This is a genomic window from Streptomyces sp. NPDC007907 (assembly GCF_042959365.1).
GTDB lineage: Bacteria > Actinomycetota > Actinomycetes > Streptomycetales > Streptomycetaceae > Streptomyces > Streptomyces indiaensis.
Genome location: NZ_JBIBKR010000002.1, coordinates 424,324 through 442,947, shown reverse-complemented (window position 1 = coordinate 442,947; position 18,624 = coordinate 424,324). Strand labels below are relative to the sequence as shown.

At 72.7% G+C, this 18,624-nt stretch carries 16 protein-coding genes and 1 pseudogene; 12 read left to right on the top strand and 5 right to left on the bottom strand.

Annotation, left to right across the window (positions count from 1 at the left end; all coding sequences use genetic code 11):
* Positions 1-197 precede the first annotated feature (197 nt).
* The 6 genes and pseudogenes from ACFZDI_RS08000 (at position 198) to ACFZDI_RS07975 (ending at position 6,140) form a co-directional block, all read left to right on the top strand.
* Positions 198-1,820, top strand: coding sequence for a family 43 glycosylhydrolase (locus ACFZDI_RS08000; RefSeq protein WP_391248592.1), 1,623 nt, complete (start codon positions 198-200; stop codon positions 1,818-1,820).
* A gap of 51 nt (positions 1,821-1,871) precedes the next feature.
* Positions 1,872-2,813 (top strand): annotated as a pseudogene (locus ACFZDI_RS07995) (endo-1,4-beta-xylanase); the annotation flags it as partial.
* A 66-nt stretch (positions 2,814-2,879) separates the two neighbouring features.
* Positions 2,880-3,842: a glycoside hydrolase family 6 protein gene (locus tag ACFZDI_RS07990; protein ID WP_391249497.1), complete on the top strand. Its 963-nt coding sequence runs from the start codon at positions 2,880-2,882 to the stop codon at positions 3,840-3,842.
* Positions 3,843-4,097: 255 nt separating this feature from the next.
* Positions 4,098-5,090, top strand: coding sequence for a dihydroxyacetone kinase subunit DhaK (gene dhaK / locus ACFZDI_RS07985; protein WP_234849714.1), 993 nt, complete (start codon positions 4,098-4,100; stop codon positions 5,088-5,090).
* 47 nt (positions 5,091-5,137) lie between these two features.
* The gene (gene dhaL, locus ACFZDI_RS07980; protein ID WP_234849700.1) at positions 5,138-5,737 is read left to right on the top strand and encodes a dihydroxyacetone kinase subunit DhaL; all 600 of its coding nucleotides are present in this window, start codon (positions 5,138-5,140) and stop codon (positions 5,735-5,737) included.
* The gene (locus tag ACFZDI_RS07975) at positions 5,730-6,140 is read left to right on the top strand and encodes a PTS-dependent dihydroxyacetone kinase phosphotransferase subunit DhaM (protein ID WP_234849699.1); all 411 of its coding nucleotides are present in this window, start codon (positions 5,730-5,732) and stop codon (positions 6,138-6,140) included. The genes dhaL and ACFZDI_RS07975 overlap by 8 nt, the downstream gene beginning before the upstream one ends.
* Positions 6,141-6,405: 265 nt before the next feature.
* Here the strand turns inward: ACFZDI_RS07975 and ACFZDI_RS07970 are convergent, their stop codons facing one another.
* The gene (locus tag ACFZDI_RS07970) at positions 6,406-7,122 is read right to left on the bottom strand and encodes a glycoside hydrolase family 75 protein (RefSeq protein ID WP_391249495.1); all 717 of its coding nucleotides are present in this window, start codon (positions 7,120-7,122) and stop codon (positions 6,406-6,408) included.
* A gap of 982 nt (positions 7,123-8,104) precedes the next feature.
* Here ACFZDI_RS07970 and ACFZDI_RS07965 point away from each other — a divergent pair.
* Positions 8,105-9,085, top strand: a complete 981-nt coding sequence (locus ACFZDI_RS07965) for a fibronectin type III domain-containing protein (protein WP_391248589.1) — start codon at positions 8,105-8,107, stop codon at positions 9,083-9,085.
* A gap of 201 nt (positions 9,086-9,286) precedes the next feature.
* On the top strand, positions 9,287-9,826 hold the full coding sequence (locus tag ACFZDI_RS07960; RefSeq protein ID WP_391248587.1) for a hypothetical protein: 540 nt from the start codon (positions 9,287-9,289) through the stop codon (positions 9,824-9,826).
* A gap of 191 nt (positions 9,827-10,017) precedes the next feature.
* Here the strand turns inward: ACFZDI_RS07960 and ACFZDI_RS07955 are convergent, their stop codons facing one another.
* The 3 genes from ACFZDI_RS07955 to ACFZDI_RS07945 form a co-directional block, all read right to left on the bottom strand.
* A complete protein-coding gene (locus tag ACFZDI_RS07955; protein WP_234846982.1) occupies positions 10,018-10,566 on the bottom strand; it encodes a PadR family transcriptional regulator in 549 nt (182 codons plus the stop codon).
* A gap of 28 nt (positions 10,567-10,594) precedes the next feature.
* Positions 10,595-12,610 (bottom strand): FAD-dependent oxidoreductase, encoded by a 2,016-nt coding sequence (locus tag ACFZDI_RS07950; protein WP_234846981.1) that lies wholly within the window; start codon positions 12,608-12,610, stop codon positions 10,595-10,597.
* A 320-nt stretch (positions 12,611-12,930) separates the two neighbouring features.
* A complete protein-coding gene (locus ACFZDI_RS07945) occupies positions 12,931-13,299 on the bottom strand; it encodes a hypothetical protein (protein ID WP_234846990.1) in 369 nt (122 codons plus the stop codon).
* A gap of 250 nt (positions 13,300-13,549) precedes the next feature.
* Here ACFZDI_RS07945 and ACFZDI_RS07940 point away from each other — a divergent pair, with 250 nt between their 5' ends.
* Positions 13,550-15,628: a SpoIIE family protein phosphatase gene (locus ACFZDI_RS07940; RefSeq protein ID WP_391248584.1), complete on the top strand. Its 2,079-nt coding sequence runs from the start codon at positions 13,550-13,552 to the stop codon at positions 15,626-15,628.
* A 6-nt stretch (positions 15,629-15,634) separates the two neighbouring features.
* Here the strand turns inward: ACFZDI_RS07940 and ACFZDI_RS07935 are convergent, their stop codons facing one another.
* The gene (locus ACFZDI_RS07935; protein WP_391248583.1) at positions 15,635-16,438 is read right to left on the bottom strand and encodes a putative protein N(5)-glutamine methyltransferase; all 804 of its coding nucleotides are present in this window, start codon (positions 16,436-16,438) and stop codon (positions 15,635-15,637) included.
* A gap of 269 nt (positions 16,439-16,707) precedes the next feature.
* Here ACFZDI_RS07935 and ACFZDI_RS07930 point away from each other — a divergent pair, with 269 nt between their 5' ends.
* The 3 genes from ACFZDI_RS07930 to ACFZDI_RS07920 all read left to right on the top strand — a co-directional run bounded on the left by ACFZDI_RS07930 (position 16,708) and on the right by ACFZDI_RS07920 (position 18,601).
* The gene (locus tag ACFZDI_RS07930; RefSeq protein ID WP_391248581.1) at positions 16,708-17,145 is read left to right on the top strand and encodes a MarR family transcriptional regulator; all 438 of its coding nucleotides are present in this window, start codon (positions 16,708-16,710) and stop codon (positions 17,143-17,145) included.
* Between the two features lie 87 nt (positions 17,146-17,232).
* Complete coding sequence (locus tag ACFZDI_RS07925; protein ID WP_361115107.1) at positions 17,233-17,838, top strand: sulfite oxidase-like oxidoreductase; 606 nt, start codon at positions 17,233-17,235, stop codon at positions 17,836-17,838.
* Between the two features lie 7 nt (positions 17,839-17,845).
* Positions 17,846-18,601, top strand: a complete 756-nt coding sequence (locus ACFZDI_RS07920; protein WP_391249493.1) for an FAD-binding oxidoreductase — start codon at positions 17,846-17,848, stop codon at positions 18,599-18,601.
* Positions 18,602-18,624: the final 23 nt, after the last annotated feature.

Here is an 18,624-nt window from a genome sequence, read left to right as displayed (position 1 = left end):
CCTGCGGGAAGGATTGACGGGGCTCAGCCGCCTCCTATCATCCAGGTTGCTCGACACATCGATACATGTTCGACAGCTCGGACGATACGCACGCTCCACTCGCTCGAAGCGCGGCACCTCCAGGTCATCCCACACACGCAACGGCCGAGCCACGCGGGGAGAACGCACCCATGGAACTGTCATGGCTTCATCAAAGTATGTCCCGCCGCCACGCCCTGGCGGCCGCCACCGGCCTCACCGCGGGCGCTCTGCTTCCCGTGGCCCCGACACCCGCCGGCACCGCTTCCGCCGCCGCCCGGGGACCGGACCTCGCGAACGCGGCGGCCTACACGAACCCGGTGATCTGGCAGGACTTCGCGGACATCGACGTCATCCGCGTCGGTGACGCCTTCTACGCCTCGGCTTCGACGATGCACTACTCGCCGGGCGCGCCCGTCCTGCGGTCGTACGACCTGGTGCACTGGGAGATCGCCGGTCACGCGGTGCCCGTGCTCGACTTCGGCGCGAAGTACGACCTGAACGGTGCCCGCGGGTACGTGCGGGGGATCTGGGCGTCGTCCCTGGCCTACAGGCCGAGCAACCGGACCTTCTACTGGCTCGGCCAGATCGACTTCGCCCGGACGTACGTCTACACGGCCACCGCCGCCGAGGGACCGTGGAACAGGCTGACGACCATCAGCACCCCCTACTACGACGCGGGGCTGCTGGTCGACAGTGACGACACCCTGTACGTGGCGTACGGCAACTCCACGATCCACGTGGCCCAGCTCTCGCGCGACGGCCGGACCCAGGTCCGCACCCAGCAGGTGTTCACGACACCGTCGAGCGTCGGCATCCTCGAGGGCTCCCGCTTCTACAAGATCAACGGGCAGTACTACATCTTCCTGACCCGCCCGGCGAACGGCCAGTACATCCTGAAGTCGTCGGGCGGCCCCTTCGGTCCGTACACGATGCGGCAGGTCCTGCTCGACCTGCGCGGGCCGATCCCCGGCGGCGGGGTCCCCCACCAGGGTGGCCTCGTACAGACGCAGAACGGCGCCTGGTACTACCTGGCCTTCGTCGACGCCTATCCCGGTGGCCGGATGCCCGCCCTGGCTCCCGTCACCTGGACCCCGGACGGCTGGCCGGTCGTGCAACTCGTCGACGGCGCCTGGGGCACCTCGTATCCCGGTCCCGCCGTGCCTCCTGCACCGCGGCCGGTGAGCCCGATGACCGGAGTCGACACCTTCGACGGCCCGGCCCTGAATCCGCGCTGGGAGTGGAACCACAACCCGGACAACGCCAAGTGGTCGGTGGGCGACGGACTGACGCTGCGGACAGCGACCGTCACCGGCGACCTCTACGGGGCGCGCAACACCCTGACGCACCGTATCCAGGGCCCCACCTCCACGGCCACGGCCCAGCTCGACCACTCCGCGATGCGGGACGGCGACCGGGCCGGGCTCGCGCTGCTGCGTGACTCCTCCGCCTGGATCGGCGTCCGGCGCGACGGCGGCGTGCCGCGGGTGGTGATGGTCGACGGGCTGACCATGGACGGCAGCTGGAACACGACGGGCACCGGCAGCGAGCGAGCGAGCGCGGTCCTGCCGGGCAGCCGGGTCTGGCTGCGCGCGAGTGCGGACATCCGCCCCGGTGCGGCCCGCCCCGGCACCTTCTCCTACAGCACCGACGGCACCGCCTTCACCCGCCTCGGCCCCGCCTTCTCCCTGGGCAACGACTGGCGGTTCTTCATGGGCTACCGATTCGCCCTCTTCAACCACGCCACGCAGGCACTCGGCGGCGCGGTCCGCGTCCAGCGGTTCGATCTGTCCACGCCCTGAAGCGGCCCACCGATCGCACCACCAACACCCCCCACCCCCACGAGGAGATCCATGAACCTCCTGAAACGGCTCGGCTGTCGCCGGGCCGCGGTCCTCGGCCTGCTGGCCGCGACGGTCCTGGTGACACCCGGGACGGCGACCGGCGCGCCCGACGCCGTGCAGGCCTCCACCCTGGGCGCCCAGGCGGCCCAGTCCGGGCGGTACTTCGGAACCGCCGTGGCCGCCGGACGGCTCGGCGACGGTACGTACACCGGCATCCTGGACCGTGAGTTCACCTCGGTCACTCCCGAGAACGAGATGAAGTGGGACGCGACCGAGCCGTCCCGTGGCTCGTTCACCTTCGGCCGCGCCGACCAGATCGCTCAGCGCGCGCAGGCCCGCGGTCAGCGCCTGCGCGGCCACACCCTGGTCTGGCACTCCCAACTGCCCGGCTGGGTCGGCTCCATCAGGGACGCGAACACGCTGCGCGGCGTGATGAACAACCACGTCACCACCGTGATGAACCGCTACAAGGGCCGCATCCACTCCTGGGACGTGGTCAACGAGGCCTTCGCCGACGGAGGCAGCGGACAGATGCGCAGTTCGGTCTTCCGGGACGTGCTGGGCACCGGCTTCGTCGAGCAGGCCTTCCGCACGGCGCGATCGGCGGACCCGGCGGCCAAGCTCTGCTACAACGACTACAACATCGAGAACTGGAGCGACGCCAAGACCCAGGGCGTCTACCGCATGGTGCGCGACTTCAAGGCGCGCGGGGTGCCCATCGACTGCGTGGGCCTCCAGGCCCACTTCGGCGCCGGCGGCCCGCCCGGCAGCTTCCAGACGACGCTGTCGAGCTTCACGGCCCTCGGGGTGGACGTCCAGATCACCGAGCTGGACATCGCGCAGGCACCGACGACGGCCTACGCGAACACAGTCCGGGCCTGCATGAACGTCGCGCGCTGCACCGGCATCACGGTCTGGGGCATCCGTGACAGCGACTCCTGGCGCAGCGGCGAGAACCCGCTGCTGTTCGACCGCAACGGCACCAAGAAGCCGGCGTACCACGCGACCCTCACGGCGATGGGCGGCACGCCCGCCCTGGTGGCAGCGCTCTCCTCACCGCCGCCGGCACTCGCCGCCGCCCGGCCCGCTCAGACGGCCGATCCGACGACCATGACCAACGGGTTCTACGTGGACCCCGACTCCAGCGCGAAACGGTGGGTCGCCGCCAACCCCGGCGACGGGCGGGCCTCCGCGATCAACGCCTCCGTCGCCAACACGCCGACGGCCCGCTGGTTCGGCTCCTGGAGCGGCAGCATCGGCACCGCCACCGGTGCGTACACCGGCGCCGCGGACGCCCGGGACAAGCTGCCCCTCCTCGTCGCGTACAACATCTACAACCGCGACTACTGCGGCGGACACTCCGCGGGCGGCGCCTCCTCACCGCCCGCCTACGCGAACTGGATCGCCCAGTTCGCCGGCGGGATCGGCGGGCACCCGGCCGTCGTCGTCCTCGAACCGGACTCCCTGGGCGACTACGGCTGCATGAGCCAGGCGCAGATCGACGAACGCGAGGGCATGTTGACCGGTGCGCTCGCCGAGTTCAACCGCCGGGCACCCAACACCTGGGTGTACCTCGACGCCGGCAACCCGGCCTGGGCGGACGCGGCGACCATGGCACGGCGTCTGCACGAAGCCGGTGTCCGGCAGGCTCACGGTTTCTCGCTCAACGTCTCCAATTACCTCACCACCGCCGAGAACACCGCGTACGGCGACGCCGTCAACAGGGAGCTCGCCGCCCGTTACGGCTACACCAAGCCGTTCGTCGTGGACACCAGCCGCAACGGCAACGGCTCGAACGGCCAGTGGTGCAACCCGGCGGGCCGCCGTATCGGCACACCCACCCGGCTGGGCGGAGGCGCCGAGATGCTGCTGTGGATCAAGGTTCCGGGCGAGTCCGACGGCAACTGCGGTGTCGGCGGCGGCTCCACGGCCGGGCAGTTCCTCCCCGAGGTCGCCTACAAGATGATCCACGGCTACTGATCGAGGCCGTTCGGGCGCTTCCTGTGTTTCGTGCTCGGCCGGAGCGCCCGGGAACCTGGCCGCCACGGGGGCTGATCCCGACACCGGGCCGAGGCCGTCCGCACCTTCGAGGGGTGGGGACGGCCTCGGCCCGTAGGGCGTGTGGTCCACGACGGACCGATGCGAGCAGTCAAGATCGACAACTGGTCAAACGTGGTGTGGGCTGCGAAGCTGGAGTTCCAGGGCTCATCTACTAGGTCGTCTAGGAGGTACCCCGTGAAGATGCTGATCAACGTCCCGGAGACCGTGGTCGCGGACGCGCTGCGCGGTCTGGCGGCTGCCCACCCGGAGCTGACCGTGGACGTGGAGAACCGGGTGATCGTACGGCGGGACGCCCCCGTCGCCGGACAGGTGGGGCTGGTGTCGGGCGGAGGCTCGGGGCACGAGCCGTTGCACGGGGGATTCGTGGGTCCCGGCATGCTGTCGGCGGCCTGTCCGGGCGAGGTGTTCACCTCCCCCGTGCCCGACCAGATGCTGCGCGCGGCCGCCGCCGTGGACAGCGGCGCCGGCGTGCTGTTCATCGTCAAGAACTACACCGGTGACGTGCTCAACTTCGACATGGCCGCCGAGATGGCCGAGGACGAGGGCATCCAGGTGGCGAAGGTGCTGGTCAACGACGACGTGGCGGTGACCGACAGTCTGTACACGGCGGGCCGGCGCGGGACCGGCGCGACCCTGTTCGTGGAGAAGATCGCGGGCGCCGCCGCGGCCGAGGGCATGCCCCTGGAGCGGGTCGAGGCCGTCGCCCGGCAGGTGAACGAGAACTCCCGCAGTTTCGGGATCGCGCTGAGCGCCTGCAGCACCCCGGCCAAGGGCAGCCCGACCTTCGATCTGCCGCCGGGCGAACTGGAGTTGGGCATCGGCATCCACGGCGAACCCGGTCGGGAGCGGCGCTCCATGATGACCTCCGGGGAGATCGCCGAGGCCGCCGTCGAGGCGGTGGTCGAGGACCTCCAGCCACGCAATCCGGTGCTGGTGCTGGTCAACGGCATGGGCGCGACGCCGCTGCTGGAGCTGTACGGCTTCAACGCCGAGGTGCACCGGGTGCTCGAACAGCGCGGCGTCCCCGTGGCCCGCGTCCTCGTGGGCAACTACGTCACCTCCCTGGACATGGCGGGCGCCTCCCTCACGCTGTGCCAGGTCGACGAGGAGCTGCTGCGGCTGTACGACGCGCCGGTGAAGACGCCGGGCCTGCGCTGGGGCGTGTAACGCACGGGGTAGACGATCACCAGGTACCTACCAGGCAAGGAGAGCCAGTGCTCGACGCCGATTTCTTCCGCCGTTGGATGACGGCGACCGCCGCGTCCGTCGACCGTGAGGCGGAACGGCTCACCGCCCTCGACTCCCCCATCGGGGACGCCGATCACGGCAGCAACCTCCAACGCGGGTTCACGGCTGTGGCGGCCGCGCTGGACAAGGAGGCCCCCGGCACGCCCGGCGGGGTCCTGATCCTGGCCGGACGCCAGCTGATCTCGACGGTCGGCGGGGCCTCGGGGCCGCTGTACGGGACGCTGCTGCGCCGCACCGGCAAAGCGCTGGGCGATGCCGGCGAGGTCAGTGCGGAGCAGCTGGCCGAGGCCTTGCGGGCGGGGGTGGACGCGGTCATGACCCTCGGCGGTGCCGCCCCGGGGGACGCGACCATGATCGACGCGTTGGTGCCCGCGGTGGACGCGCTCGGCGACTCGTTCACGGCGGCCCGGACCGCCGCGGAGGAGGGCGCCGTGGCGACGACGCCCCTGCAGGCACGCAAGGGCCGGGCGAGCTACGTGGGCGAGCGCAGCATCGGCCACCAGGACCCGGGAGCCACGTCGGCGGCCTTGCTGATCGCCGCACTCGCGGAGGCCGCCGGTGAGTGACGAACAGCTGGTGGGAATCGTGCTGGTGTCGCACAGCGCGGAGGTGGCGGCGTCGGTCGCCGAGCTGGCGAAGGGGCTCGCGGGCGGTGGTCCGGCGGTGCCGGTCGCTCCGGCGGGCGGTACCGAGGGCGGCGGACTGGGCACCAGTGCCGAACTGATCGCCGCGGCGGCCGCGTCCGTCGACCGTGGTGCCGGGGTGGCCGTCCTGACCGACCTGGGCAGTGCTGTGCTCACGGTGAAGGCGCTGCTCGCGGAGGGCGACGAACTGCCCGAGCGGACACGTCTGGTGGACGCGCCGTTCGTGGAGGGAGCCGTGGCCGCGGTCGTCACGGCGTCCACCGGGGCGGACCTGGCGGCGGTGGAGGCGGCCGCCACGGAGGCGTACAGCTACCGGAAGGTGTGAGCGACGGATTGCGGCCGGGCGCACCGGAGCGGCGCTGCGCCCGGCAGCGAGCCTGCCGGCGGGGCACCCGGCCGCAAGCCACGCGGTGAGGCACCTGACCGCGGACGCGGCGGCGGTCACCCGAGGGGTAGGGGCTGAATCGCAGGCGCGCGGCGGTCCGCCCGGCGTAGACCCGCCGGCAGAAGTCCGCCCTGTCGCGGATCCGCCGACGGTCCGCCCTGCCGCAGTCCCGCGGGCGGACTGTCGGTGAGGTGTCGTCAGCTGCTCAGCCTCCGTTCGCCTGCCCTCCGGCCACGAACCGCTTCGCGGCCCGCTCGCCCTCCGTCACGGCGGCGGCGTGGTCCTCGATGGGCGACACCTTGGTGTCCTTGAAGACGATGTAGGTGACGCCGGAGGGTGCGCCACCGCCGTGCGGGTCGGCGCGGATGCCGAGGCCTTTGGCGGTCGCGTAGGACGCCTCCCCGAGGATGCCCTTCGGGCCCACGTCGCCCACCACCGCGTACTGCACGCGGCCGCGGTACACGACGGCCACGACCGAGCCGCCGCCGATTCCGTGGGCCCGGTAGTCCCAGCGGGCGCTCGGGGCGGGTACGACGACGAAGGGCAGGCGCTCGGCGCTCAAAGGGCGGCCGTCCGACTGGGAGTAGGTCGTGCTCGCCGCGAAGTACGGGTCGGTCCGGGAGTTGCAGCGGGGCCCTGGCCGGCCGTCACAGTCGATGTCCATGTCGGCCTTCCAGAACACGACGTCGCGGGTGCCGCAGACCGGGATGTTCGCGGGAGCGCCGGCGTCGCTGCGGAAGCGGCCGCGGGAGACGGGGACACAGTCACGCACCTCAGCGAGCAGGTCGGCGGCACTCACGGTGCTCTCGCGCCGTACCGCGGGCCGGGGGTGGGCGGCGGGGGATGTCGTCGAGGCGGGCGAAGCGGCCGAAGGCGTCGCCGGGGGGAGCAGAGCGGCTGGGGGTGTCGCCGGGACGGGCAGAACGCCTGGGGGTGTCGTCGGGACGGGCAGGGCGCCTGGGGGTGCCGCCGGAGCAAGCAAAGCCGCCGAAGACGTCGCCGGGACGGGCAGGGCGCCTGAGGGTGCCGCCGGGACGGGCAGGGCGCCTGGGGGTGCCGCCGGGACGGGCAGGGCGCCTGAGGGTGCCGCCGGAGCAAGCAAAGCCGCTGAAGATGCCGCCCGAGCGAGCGGAGCCGCTGAAGATGCCGCCGGAGCGAGCAAAACCGCCGAAGACGTCGCCGGGACAGGCAGAGCGCCTGAGGGTGCCGCCGGAGCGAGCAAAACCGCCGAAGACGTCGCCGGGACAGGCAGAGCGCCTGAGGGTGCCGCCGGAGCAAGCAAAGCCGCCGAAGACGTCGCCGGGACGGGCAGGGCGCCTGAGGGTGCCGCCGGAGCGAGCAGAGCCGCCGAAGACGTCGCCGGGACAGGCAGAGCGCCTGAGGGTGCCGCCGGAGCAAGCAAAGCCGCTGAAGATGCCGCCGGAGCGAACAGTGTCGTGGGGGCGAGCAGGGCGGCACTGGCCGCGGCCAGAGTGAGCGAAGACTGGACACGCACGATACGGGAGCCTCTCGCTGGGGACCTGACGGGCACTCAGCTCAATCTGTCCCCGGGGTGATCATCCGGCCACCACTGTGGGGCCGGACGGAGCAGGCCCCCAACGTCCGACGGTCGCCGGGGGCCTGAGTCCGTGTGAGGCTCCGGCCCACCGGGCCGACACCAACCGCGACGACAACTGTCCGTGCGTGGGGCCGAACTCCCGGCCTGACGGCAGGAGTTCGGTCGCGATGCCCTCAGCGTGCGTAACGCTCCCGGATGGTCACGCGCGGCCGGGGGCGAGGCGGCGCCGGCAGCGACACGCCGGTTCAGCCGGACCTGCCCTCTTGATGTGCCCCCGCCAACAAGGCCATATTGGTCCGGACCATCCGGTTGTACCCGTCGGCCGACCACCCCGGGAGGCAGTGCCGTGCGAGGACGTTCCACCCCCTCGTTCCTCCTCCGCCGCCTGGCGCTCTGCGCAACCCTCACACTCGTCGCGGCCTGCGGCGGAGCCGGGGCCCGGGAGGGGGACGGCGGCCGAGTGCCCGGCGCGCCGACGGGTGTCACCGCGGCGGCGGGCAGCGCGCGGAGCGTGCACGTCATGTGGAACACGACCGCCCGGGCCGAGACCTACGAGGTGTACCGGGGCGCCACCAAAGTCGAGGAGGTGCCGGGTTCGCAGCACATGGTGGATGTCACCGGACTCCGGCCCGCCACCCTGTACGTCTTCTCCGTGCGGGCGCGGGACACCGACGGGCGGCTCGGGCCGCCCAGCCGCGAGGTACGGGCGAAGACGCCCGAGGCCGTCGCGGACGACCGCTCCGCACCGAGCCGGCCGAAGTCGTCCGAAGGGCGGGCGGCGGGGAGCCGAGCGGTCCAGCTGTCCTGGTCGGCCTCGACGGACGACCGGGGAGTGGTGTCGTACGACATCCATCAGGGAGACACGAAGATCCACAGTGTGGGCGGGCGGCAGACGGCCACCGTGCTGACGGGGCTGCGCCCCGGCACGCGCTACACGTTCACCGTCCGGGCCAGGGACGCGGCCGGGAACGTCTCCCCCGCCGGACCCGCCGTCCGCCTCACCACCCCGGGCACCGACGACGGCCGCGGCACCGCCCCCACGGACTTCCGGGCGACGAGCCACCGCGAGAACGGGGCCTACCACCTCGACCTGAGCTGGGTGCCGCCCCGGGTGGACGGTGAGGTGACCGAGTACCGGATCGAGCTGGACGGCCGGCCGGCGACGTCCCTCGTGTACGGCGGCAGGGCCCCGCGCGAGCGCGCCACGTACAGCTTCTACGTGGGGCGCACCGCCGGTGTCACGCACCGGGTCCGCGTCCGGGCGATGCTGCCGGACGGCACCTGGGGAGGTCTCTCGGCGGAGCGCGTGGTGACCACGGGGCACTGACGGCGCCGTGCCGTCGGCCGTCGTCGGTCCTGCACCCTGCCGTCATCGGCCGGGTGGAGGAACGCGTCACCTGCACGGGGGCGCTCGGAGTGCGGCCGTGGCCAGGGGCGCTTTGGCTGACCCCGAGGCAGCACGGGCGTTCCCCGACCCTCGGCGGCGCCAGGGATGTACCGCCGACCGTGCCGCCGGAGGGCAGTCCACATGCGCAACTCATCGTCAGTTCTCCGCTCCGGCCTGACCGTGGCAGTCGCCGCGCTGCCCCTCGCCCTGGCCGCGGTACCCGCCGTCGCGGCCCCGGGCATCTCCGTGAGCACCACGGGCTCCACGGTGTCGGTCACGACCAGCTCGTGCACCCAGATCAACGGCAGCTGGGGCACCGCCTCGCTCCTCACCAGCAGCCAGGGCAGCTTCGCCCAGGGCCGCCAGGTGACGCTGTCGGGGACGTCCACGAGTCAGTCGGCGGCCTGGTCGAACGTCTCCCCGGGCACGTACACGGTCATCGTCGTGTGCTCGGACGGCACCACTGCGGGCACCCAGTCCGTCGTGGTCTCCACCGCCCCCTCCCCCTCGCGGTCCGCGTCCCCCTCCGTCTCGCCGTCCCGCGGCGTCATGGGCGGGGTCGGCGGCAGTGCGACGGACTACGGAACCGTCACTCTGGTGGCGGGCGGCACGCTGGTCGGGGCCGGCCTCCTCGGAACGGCCTGGTACCTGCGCCGGCGCAACAAGCCGTACCGGCTCTGATCCGGTACGGACATCGGCCCGCTCCCCCGATGCGCTCCGGGCGGGCGGGCCGACGTCACGTCCTGACCGGGCCGGCCGGCCGGGCCGGCCGATCGGCCGGTGAGTCGGTCGGCCGGTGAGTCGGTCGGCCGGTGAGTCGGTCGGCCGGTGAGTCGGCGGGCCGGCGGTCGGCTGGTCCGTCGGCGGGCCGGTCAGGTGGCCTCGTCGGGGAGTTCGGCGAAATCCTCCAGGGCGTGCCTGAGCCACCCGGTCCAGAAGGTCTCCAGATCGATCCCGGCCCGCAGCACGAGGTGCCGCAGCCGGTCCTCGGTGCCGTCCCGGCCGGGCGGGAAGTCGCGCTTCTCGATCTCTTCGTACTCCGCGAGCTGCCGCTCGTGCAGCTCCAGGTGGCGGCGCAGGTCGGCCTCCAGGCCCTCCGTGCCGACCACGGCCGCCGCCCTGAGCCGCAGCAGCAGCGGGTCGCGGTGCGGTCTGGGGTCCTGGGAGGCGGCGGTCCACCGGGCCAGTTCGGCACGGCCCGCGGGCAGGACCTCGTAGGCCTTCTTCTGCCCTCGGGCCGGCTGCTCGGACGGCAGCGCCCTGATGAGGCCGTCGGCCTCCAGTTTCCCGAGCTCGCGATAGATCTGCTGGTGCGTCGCCGACCAGAAGTAGCCGATCGACCGGTCGAACCGGCGGGTCAGCTCCAGGCCCGACGACGGCTTCTCGAGCAGGGCGGTGAGGATCGCGTGCGGGAGTGACATGGCCTCATCCTAGGGACGCGTATCCGCACTACAGGGCGGCTGCGAGCTCCGTGCCCTGCTTGATGGCGCGCTTGGCGTCCAGCTCGGCGGCCACGTCGGCGCCGCCGATGAGGTGCGCGCTGCGTCCGGCGGCGATCAGCTCCTCGTACAGGCCCCGGCGCGGCTCCTGGCCCGTGCACAGCACGATCGTGTCGACCTCGAGGACCGTGCTCTCCTCACCGACGGTGATGTGCAGACCGGCGTCGTCGATCCGGTCGTAGCGCACGCCCGGCACCATGGTGACGCCGCGGAGCTTGAGCTCGGTGCGGTGGATCCAGCCGGTGGTCTTGCCGAGGCCGGCGCCGACCTTGGAGGTCTTGCGCTGGAGCAGGTGGACGGTGCGCGGCGGGGCGGGCCGCTCGGGCGCGGCGAGGCCGCCGGGGCCGTTGTAGTCCATGTCGACGCCCCACTGGCGGAAGTACGTCGCCGGGTCCTCGTGGGCCTTGTCGCCGCCGTCGGTGAGGAACTCCGCCACGTCGAAGCCGATGCCGCCCGCGCCGAGGACCGCGACCCGGTCGCCGACGGGGGCGCCGTCGCGCAGGACGTCGAGGTAGCCGACCACGCTCGGGTGGTCGACGCCGGGGATCTCCGGGGTGCGCGGGGTGACGCCGGTGGCGACGACGACCTCGTCGTAGTCGTCGACGTCCGCGGCCGTGACGGGCGTGTTCAGCCGTACGTCGACGCCGTGCCAGTCGAGCTGGGTGCGGAAGTAGCGGAGCGTCTCGTCGAACTCCTGCTTGCCGGGGACCTTGCGGGCGACGTTGAGCTGGCCGCCGATCTCGCCCGCCGCGTCGAACAGCGTCACGTCGTGGCCGCGTTCGGCGGCGGAGACCGCGCAGGCCAGACCGGCCGGTCCGGCGCCGACGACCGCGACGCGCTTGCGCAGCCGGGTCGGGGAGAGCACCAGTTCGGTCTCGTGGCAGGCGCGCGGGTTGACCAGGCAGGAGGTGATCAGACCGCTGAAGGTGTGGTCGAGGCAGGCCTGGTTGCAGCCGATGCAGGTGTTGATCGCCTCGGGGCGGCCGGCGGCGGCCTTGGTGACGAAGTCGGGGTCGGCGAGCATCGGGCGGGCCATCGACACCATGTCGGCGGCGCCCTCGGCGAGCAGTTCCTCGGCGAGTTCGGGGGTGTTGATGCGGTTGGTGGTGACGAGCGGGACGGACACCTCGCCCATGAGCCGCTTGGTCACCCAGGTGTACGCGCCGCGCGGCACCGAGGTCGCGATGGTGGGGATGCGGGCCTCGTGCCAGCCGATGCCGGTGTTGATGATCGTCGCCCCGGCGGCCTCGACGGCCTTGGCGAGGGTGACGACCTCGTCCAGCGTCGAGCCGCCCGGGACGAGGTCGAGCATGGACAGCCGGTAGATGACGATGAAGTCCTCGCCGACGGCCTCGCGTACCCGGCGCACGATCTCCAGCGGGAAGCGCGTGCGGTTCTCGTACGTGCCGCCCCAGCGGTCGGTGCGGTGGTTGGTCTGCTGTGCGATGAACTCGTTGATGAGGTAGCCCTCGGAGCCCATGATCTCGACGCCGTCGTAGCCGGCCTCGCGGGCCAGGCGGGCGGCGCGGGCGTAGTCGTCGATCGTCCGCTCGATGTCGGCGTCGGTGAGCTCGCGGGGCGGGAAGGGGCTGATCGGCGCCTGGACCGGGCTCGGCGCGACGAGGTCCCGGTGGTAGGCGTAGCGGCCGAAGTGCAGGATCTGCATGGCGATCCGCCCGCCCTCGCGGTGCACGGCGTCCGTGATGACCCGGTGCTGCTCGGCCTCTTCCTCGGTGGTGAGCCTGGCGCCGCCCTCGTAGGGCCGCCCCTCGTCGTTGGGGGCGATGCCGCCGGTGACGATGAGGCCCACTCCCCCGCGGGCGCGGGCGGCGTAGAAGGCGGCCATGCGTGCGAAGCCGCCCTCGGCCTCCTCCAGGCCGACGTGCATGGAGCCCATGAGGACCCGGTTGGGCAGGGTGGTGAAGCCCAGGTCGAGGGGGGTCAGCAGGTGCGGGTAACGGCTCATCGGGCCCTCCGTGCGCGGTGTCGTGCCTGTAGTTGTAGAGGACGACCGACCGTTTATGCAACTAGTTGCACAAGGTGATGGAGGGCACAGTGGAGCCATGACCAGGGGCCTTGCCCCGCCGGCCGACGTGGTGGACCTCGCGGGCGAGCCGATCCGCCGGCCGAGCCGGTCCGGGCTCGACGACACCCCACCCATCGTGGGGGCCTGGAGGACCGGGTGTCCCGGGCGCCGACGACGGCTGCCGGACGCACCCCTGCCCGGCCCCGCGGCCGACCGGGGTCACCGCGGGGCTGCTCACGGGGAGAGGCGCGAGGTGGCGGTCAGCGGCTCTGCAGACGTACGTGCAGCTCCTTCTCCTGGTCGCCGGAGACGGCGCTCAGGTCGTGCACGTCGAACAGCGAGTCCAGGGCCATGCGGAACCGTTCGATCGCCCAGTAGCCGCCGTGCAGGTCGGCGTCGACGGAGGACGACAGGTGCACCGGCCGCGCGCCCTCGTGCTCGTCGGCGACGTCGAACGTGCCGAGCCACACCGTGGGACGGGTCTCGTGCAGTTCCTCCGGCACGTCGTCGGCGCACCGGTCGGATTCGAAGCAGGAGCACAGTGCGTCGAACACGGTGCGGGCGTCGTGCTTGCTGCACCCGCTGATCTCCACCAAGACGGAGTGGGGGTGCGGTCGCTCCTGGTCCATCGCCATCGTGATCGCTCCTTACGTGGACACCGGCTGCCGTATCCGCCCCCACCCCAGCAAAGCACCACCTTCCGGCGAGCACTACCGGCGGTGCCGTTCTCGCGGGAGCGGGTCTTGCGGGGCGGTCCGGGCCGTGTTGGGAGATGGTGGAAGGTGACGGAAGGGGCCTTCGGGAACGGCTCCGCGCGGTAGAACATGGGGTGTCGGCACACGACGGCGTGCCGCGAGGACGGCGAAGGCGGGGCGTGGGATGAGTGCAGCCGGGTCTCCCGAGTCCGCAGGCGACGGTCCGGTGCGCGGTGCGGCGCGCCCGAGCGGGCTGCTCGACGTGCTGCGCGTGGCCTCGGTCGTCCTGGACGCCGAGGGCCGCATCGTGCTGTGGAGCCCGCAGGCCGAGGAACTGTTCGGGTACGAGGCCCGGGAGGCGCTCGGGCAGTACGCCGCCCGGATCATGGTCCACGAACAGCACGTCGACCTCGTCGTCAAGTTGTTCGCCGACGTCATGGGCACCGGTCAGAGCTGGGCGGGAGCCTTCCCGGTCCGCTGCAAGGACGGCACCACACGGCTCGTTGAGTTCCGCAACATGCGGCTGCTGGACGACCAGGGCGACGTCTACGCGCTGGGGCTGTGCGCCGACCAGAGGACCGTGCACCGGCTGGAGCGCGAGGTGGCGCTGTCGACGCGGATGATCGCGCAGTCCCCCACCGGGCTGGCCGTGCTGGACACCGAGCTGCGCTACGTCTCCGTCAACAAGGCACTGGAAGAGATCAACGGGGTACCGGCGGAGGAGCACCTGGGCCGCACCCCCCGCGAGGTGGTGCCCGAGATGGACGTGGACGCCCTGGAAGCCGCCACACGCCGGGTGCTGGAGACGGGCACGCCGGTCGTCGACCAGTCCACGATCGGCCGCACCCCGGCCGACCCGCACCAGGACCACGCCTGGTCGGTCTCGCTGTACCGCCTGGAGAACGCCTTCGGGACGGTGCTGGGCGTCGCCGTCTCGATCGTCGACGTCACCGAGCAGTACCGGGCGGGCATCGAGGCGGAGGCGGCGCGCCGGCGTCTGGCCCTGATCGCCGACGCCTCGGGCCGCATCGGCACCACCCTGGACCTCGACCGTACTGCCCGTGAGCTGGCCGACGTGGCCGTGCCGGAGCTCGCCGACGTCGCGGCGGTCGACCTGCTGGACGCGGTGGTGCAGGGCCGGCGCACCAGCCTCGGGCCCGCCGAGTCGGCCGTGATCCGCGCGCTGGCGGTCCAGGGCTGTGACTCCGCCGAGGCCCTGGAGGCGGCCGACACCCCCGGCCAGGTCGCCCGGTACGCCCCCGACCGGCTGGTCACCCAGTGCGTGCGCACGGCGAGCCCGGTGATGCTGCCGGAGGTCAAGGACGAGGACCTGGTGCACATCGCCCGCTCCCCGGAGGCGGCCGAGCTGCTGGGCCGGGCCGGGGTGCACTCCTATCTGGCCGTGCCGCTGATCGCGCGCGGCGAGGTCCTGGGGGCCCTCGACCTCAAGCGCACCCGCAATCCGCTGCCGTTCAGCGAGGACGACCTGCTGCTGGCGCGCGAACTGGCCGCCCGGGCCGCGGTGCAGATCGACAACGCCCGCTGGTACCAGGGCGCCCGTGAGACCGCGCTCACCCTGCAGCGCAGTCTGCTGCCCACTCATCCGCGGGTGACGGGCGGGCTGGAGGTCGCCTCCCGCTACCAGCCGGCGGGCACCACGAGCGAGGTGGGCGGCGACTGGTTCGACGTGATCCCGCTGGACGGCGGCAGGACGGCGCTCGTCGTGGGCGATGTGATGGGCAGCGGCATCCCCGCGGCCGCCGCGATGGGGCGGCTGCGCACGGCGACCCACACCCTCGCCTCCCTCGGTCTCGACCCCAACGTGCTCCTGGAACACCTCGACAAGATCACCGCGGGTCTGGAACAGGCCATCGCCACCTGTGTCTACGCCGTCCACGACCCGCATCTGCGCCAGTGCCGGATCGCCAACGCCGGGCACCTGCCGCCGGTGCGCGTCCGGGCCGGCCGGCCGCCGGAACTGCTCGACCTGCCGACCGGAGTACCGCTCGGCGTGGGCGGCGTCGCCTTCTCCACGACCACCGTCGACCTCGAGCCCGGCGACCGGCTGGTGCTCTACACGGACGGCCTCGTCGAGACCCGCCGGGACCCGATCGACGCACGGCTCGAGACGCTGCTGTCCCTGCTCGACGGGCCCGACCTGCCGCTGGAGGACGTCTGCGACCTGTTGCTGCGCACCCTGCACGAGCCGGACAACTTCGACGACGTGGCGCTGCTCATCGCGCGGGCCACCGCACCGGGCTGAGCGGCCTCACGGCCGGACGCCTACCACCACGTGGGCGTACAGCTCCTCCGACACGGCCAGGTCGGTCGTGAGGCCGTTGCGCTCGAACGCCTCGACGGCGGCCGGGGCCTGATGCCGACTCGTCTCCACCAGGACACAGCCGCCGGGGGCGAGCCAGTCGGGTGCCCCGGCCGCGACCCGGCGCAGGACGTCGAGGCCGTCCGTACCGCCGTCGAGGGCGACCAGTGGCTCGTGGTCACGGGCCTCCTGCGGCAGCAGCCCGATCTCGTCGCTCGGCACGTACGGCACGTTGGCCGCGAGGATGCCGACGCGGCCCCGCAGGGCGACCGGCAGTGCCTCGAACAGATCGCCCTGGTGAACACGGCCGCCGGCGGCGGCGACATTGTCCCGGGCACAGCGCACGGCGGCCGGGTCGATGTCGGCGGCGTGCAGCTCCACTCCACCGAGTCCGGCGGCCAGGGCCGCTCCCACGGCGCCCGAGCCGCAGCACAGGTCCACGACCACGGCGGCGCCCGAGGCCCGCCGCAAGGCCTGCTCCACCAGGAACTCGGTGCGCCGGCGCGGCACGAAGACGCCCGGGGCGACGGTGATGCGCAGACCACGGAACTCGGCCCAGCCGACGACGAGTTCGAGCGGCAGACCCGCGACGCGGCGCTCGACCATGGCGGCGGCCTCGGCCGGGGTGCGCGCCGCGGCGAGGATCATCCCGGCCTCGTCCTCGGCGAAGACGCAGCCCGCGGCGCGCAGGGCGACGACGACGGAGTCACGGGACACCGGCGTGGAAGGGGGGACTGCGGAGACAGACGGCATGGAAGCCCAGAGCCTTTCGGGAACCGAAGGGCGCTCCGGCGATCGCCTACGACCGGCGATCCGCGCGACGTCGAGAGGAGAGCACCCGAGCTGACACAGCGGTAATGGGTCTCACCTCCTCGGCTTCCGACGGCGGGGTCCTCCCCCGGCCGGACGGCAACCCTACCCGACGGGCCCGCCGCCCGGTACGGCCCTCGGGACGACACCGGCGAGGTGGTTGGGTTGTGCAACCATGGCAGGAGTCGAGCAGCACCGGTGAGGGAGGTCCCGTGCACACCGCAGACGCCGTGGAGACCATCCAGCGCGAGATGACGGTCTTCGCCCGCCGGGCCCGGGCCGCGGCGGGCCGGATGCACCCCGAGCTGTCGCTGGTGTCGTACACGCTGCTGGGGCACCTGGAGGAGAGCGGCGGGTGCCGGGCCACCGATCTGGCCGCCCACTACGCCCTCGACAAGTCCACCGTCAGCCGCCAGGTGACGGGACTGGAGCGTGCCGGTCTCGTCGAGCGCCGCCCCGACGCGGCGGACCACCGCGTCCAGGTGCTGCATCTGACCGGGGCCGGGCGGCGGATCCTGGCCCAGGTCACCGAGAGCCGCCGTGCGGCCTTCCGGGAGCGTCTGGCCGACTGGTCCGCGGAGGATCTGAGCCGGTTCGCGCACTACCTGGTGCGCTACAACGCCTCGCCCGGTCCCGGCCGGCAGGACTAGGACACCCGGCACGTACGGTTGAGTACGCACACACCGAGCACACCGGTCCGGCGGGGCACCGCCGGCCCGGCCCGGAGGCACCACCGCATGCACATCACCCGAGGCTTCACCGGGCGCCCCCGCGTCGCCGACCCCGGCCTGCCGCCCGGCCAGTACGACGCGGGCGACGACTGGCCCGTCCTGTCGGCCGAGGTCACTCCCGAGCTGGCGGCCGCCGACTGGACCTTCCGCGTCGACGGACTGGTGGCCGAGCCCCGTACCTGGGACTGGGAGGCGGCGCACCGGCTGGAGCCGTCGGCGTACGAGGGCGCCATCCACTGCGTGACGAGCTGGTCGAAGTTCGGGGTGCGCTTCGCGGGCGTGTCCCTGGACGCGTTCCTGGATGTGGTCCGGCCCCATGGGTCGGCCACCCATGCCGTCGCCTACTCGCACACCGGCTACACCGCGAACCTGCCGCTCGCCGACCTGACCGGCGGCCGCGCCTGGATCGCCTGGGAGTACGACGGGCAGCCGCTCGCCCCCGAGCACGGCGGCCCGGCCCGGCTGGTCGTTCCGCACCTGTACTTCTGGAAGAGCGTCAAGTGGGTCGCGGGCCTGCGGCTCCTCGACCACGACGAGCCGGGCTTCTGGGAGCGCAACGGGTACCACGAGCGGGGCAACCCGTGGGAGGAGCAGAGGTACTCCGGTGACTGAGACCGCCGTGACGGAGAGCTTCGTGCCGCCCACGCGGTTCGCCGTGCCCGGGCGCATCGCCGTGCACGAGCAGGCCGCGTCCGAGTGGCAGACCGCCACCCTCGTCGAGATCCGCCGCGAGACGCCGCGCGTGGCCACCTTCCGGCTCGCCGTACCCGGCTGGCCGGGTCATCTGCCGGGCCAGCACCTGATGGTGCGGCTGACCGCGGAGGACGGCTACACCGCCCAGCGGCACTACTCGCTCGCGTCCGCACCCGACGACTCCGGGCACGTCGAACTCACCCTGGACCACGTCGAGGGCGGAGAGGTCTCGGGCTGGTTCCACACCGTCGCCCGGCCCGGCGACCGGGTCGAGGTGCGGGGCCCGGTGAGCGGCTTCTTCGCCTGGCCCGGCGACCGGCCCGCCCTGCTCATCGGTGCCGGCTCCGGTGTCGTACCGCTGATGTCGATGATCCGGCACCACCGGGCACGGCGGCTGACCGTGCCGCTGCGGATGGTGGTGTCGGCGCGCAGTCCCGATGAGCTCGTCTACGCCCGGGAGTTGGGTGCGGAGACCACCACCGTGTTCACCCGCAGCGCGCCGGAGGGTGCGGCGGTGGGACGTATGGCCGGCGCACATGTGGCGCCCCTCCTGGCCGAGCAGCCGTCAGGTGGGTGGGAGGCCTATGTGTGCGGCTCCAACTCGTTCGCCGAGCACGCCTCGCGGCTGCTGGTGACGGCCGGTCAGCCGGTGGACCGGATCCGCATCGAACGGTTCGGCTGACCCGGGGGTTTCGCCGCCCTCGC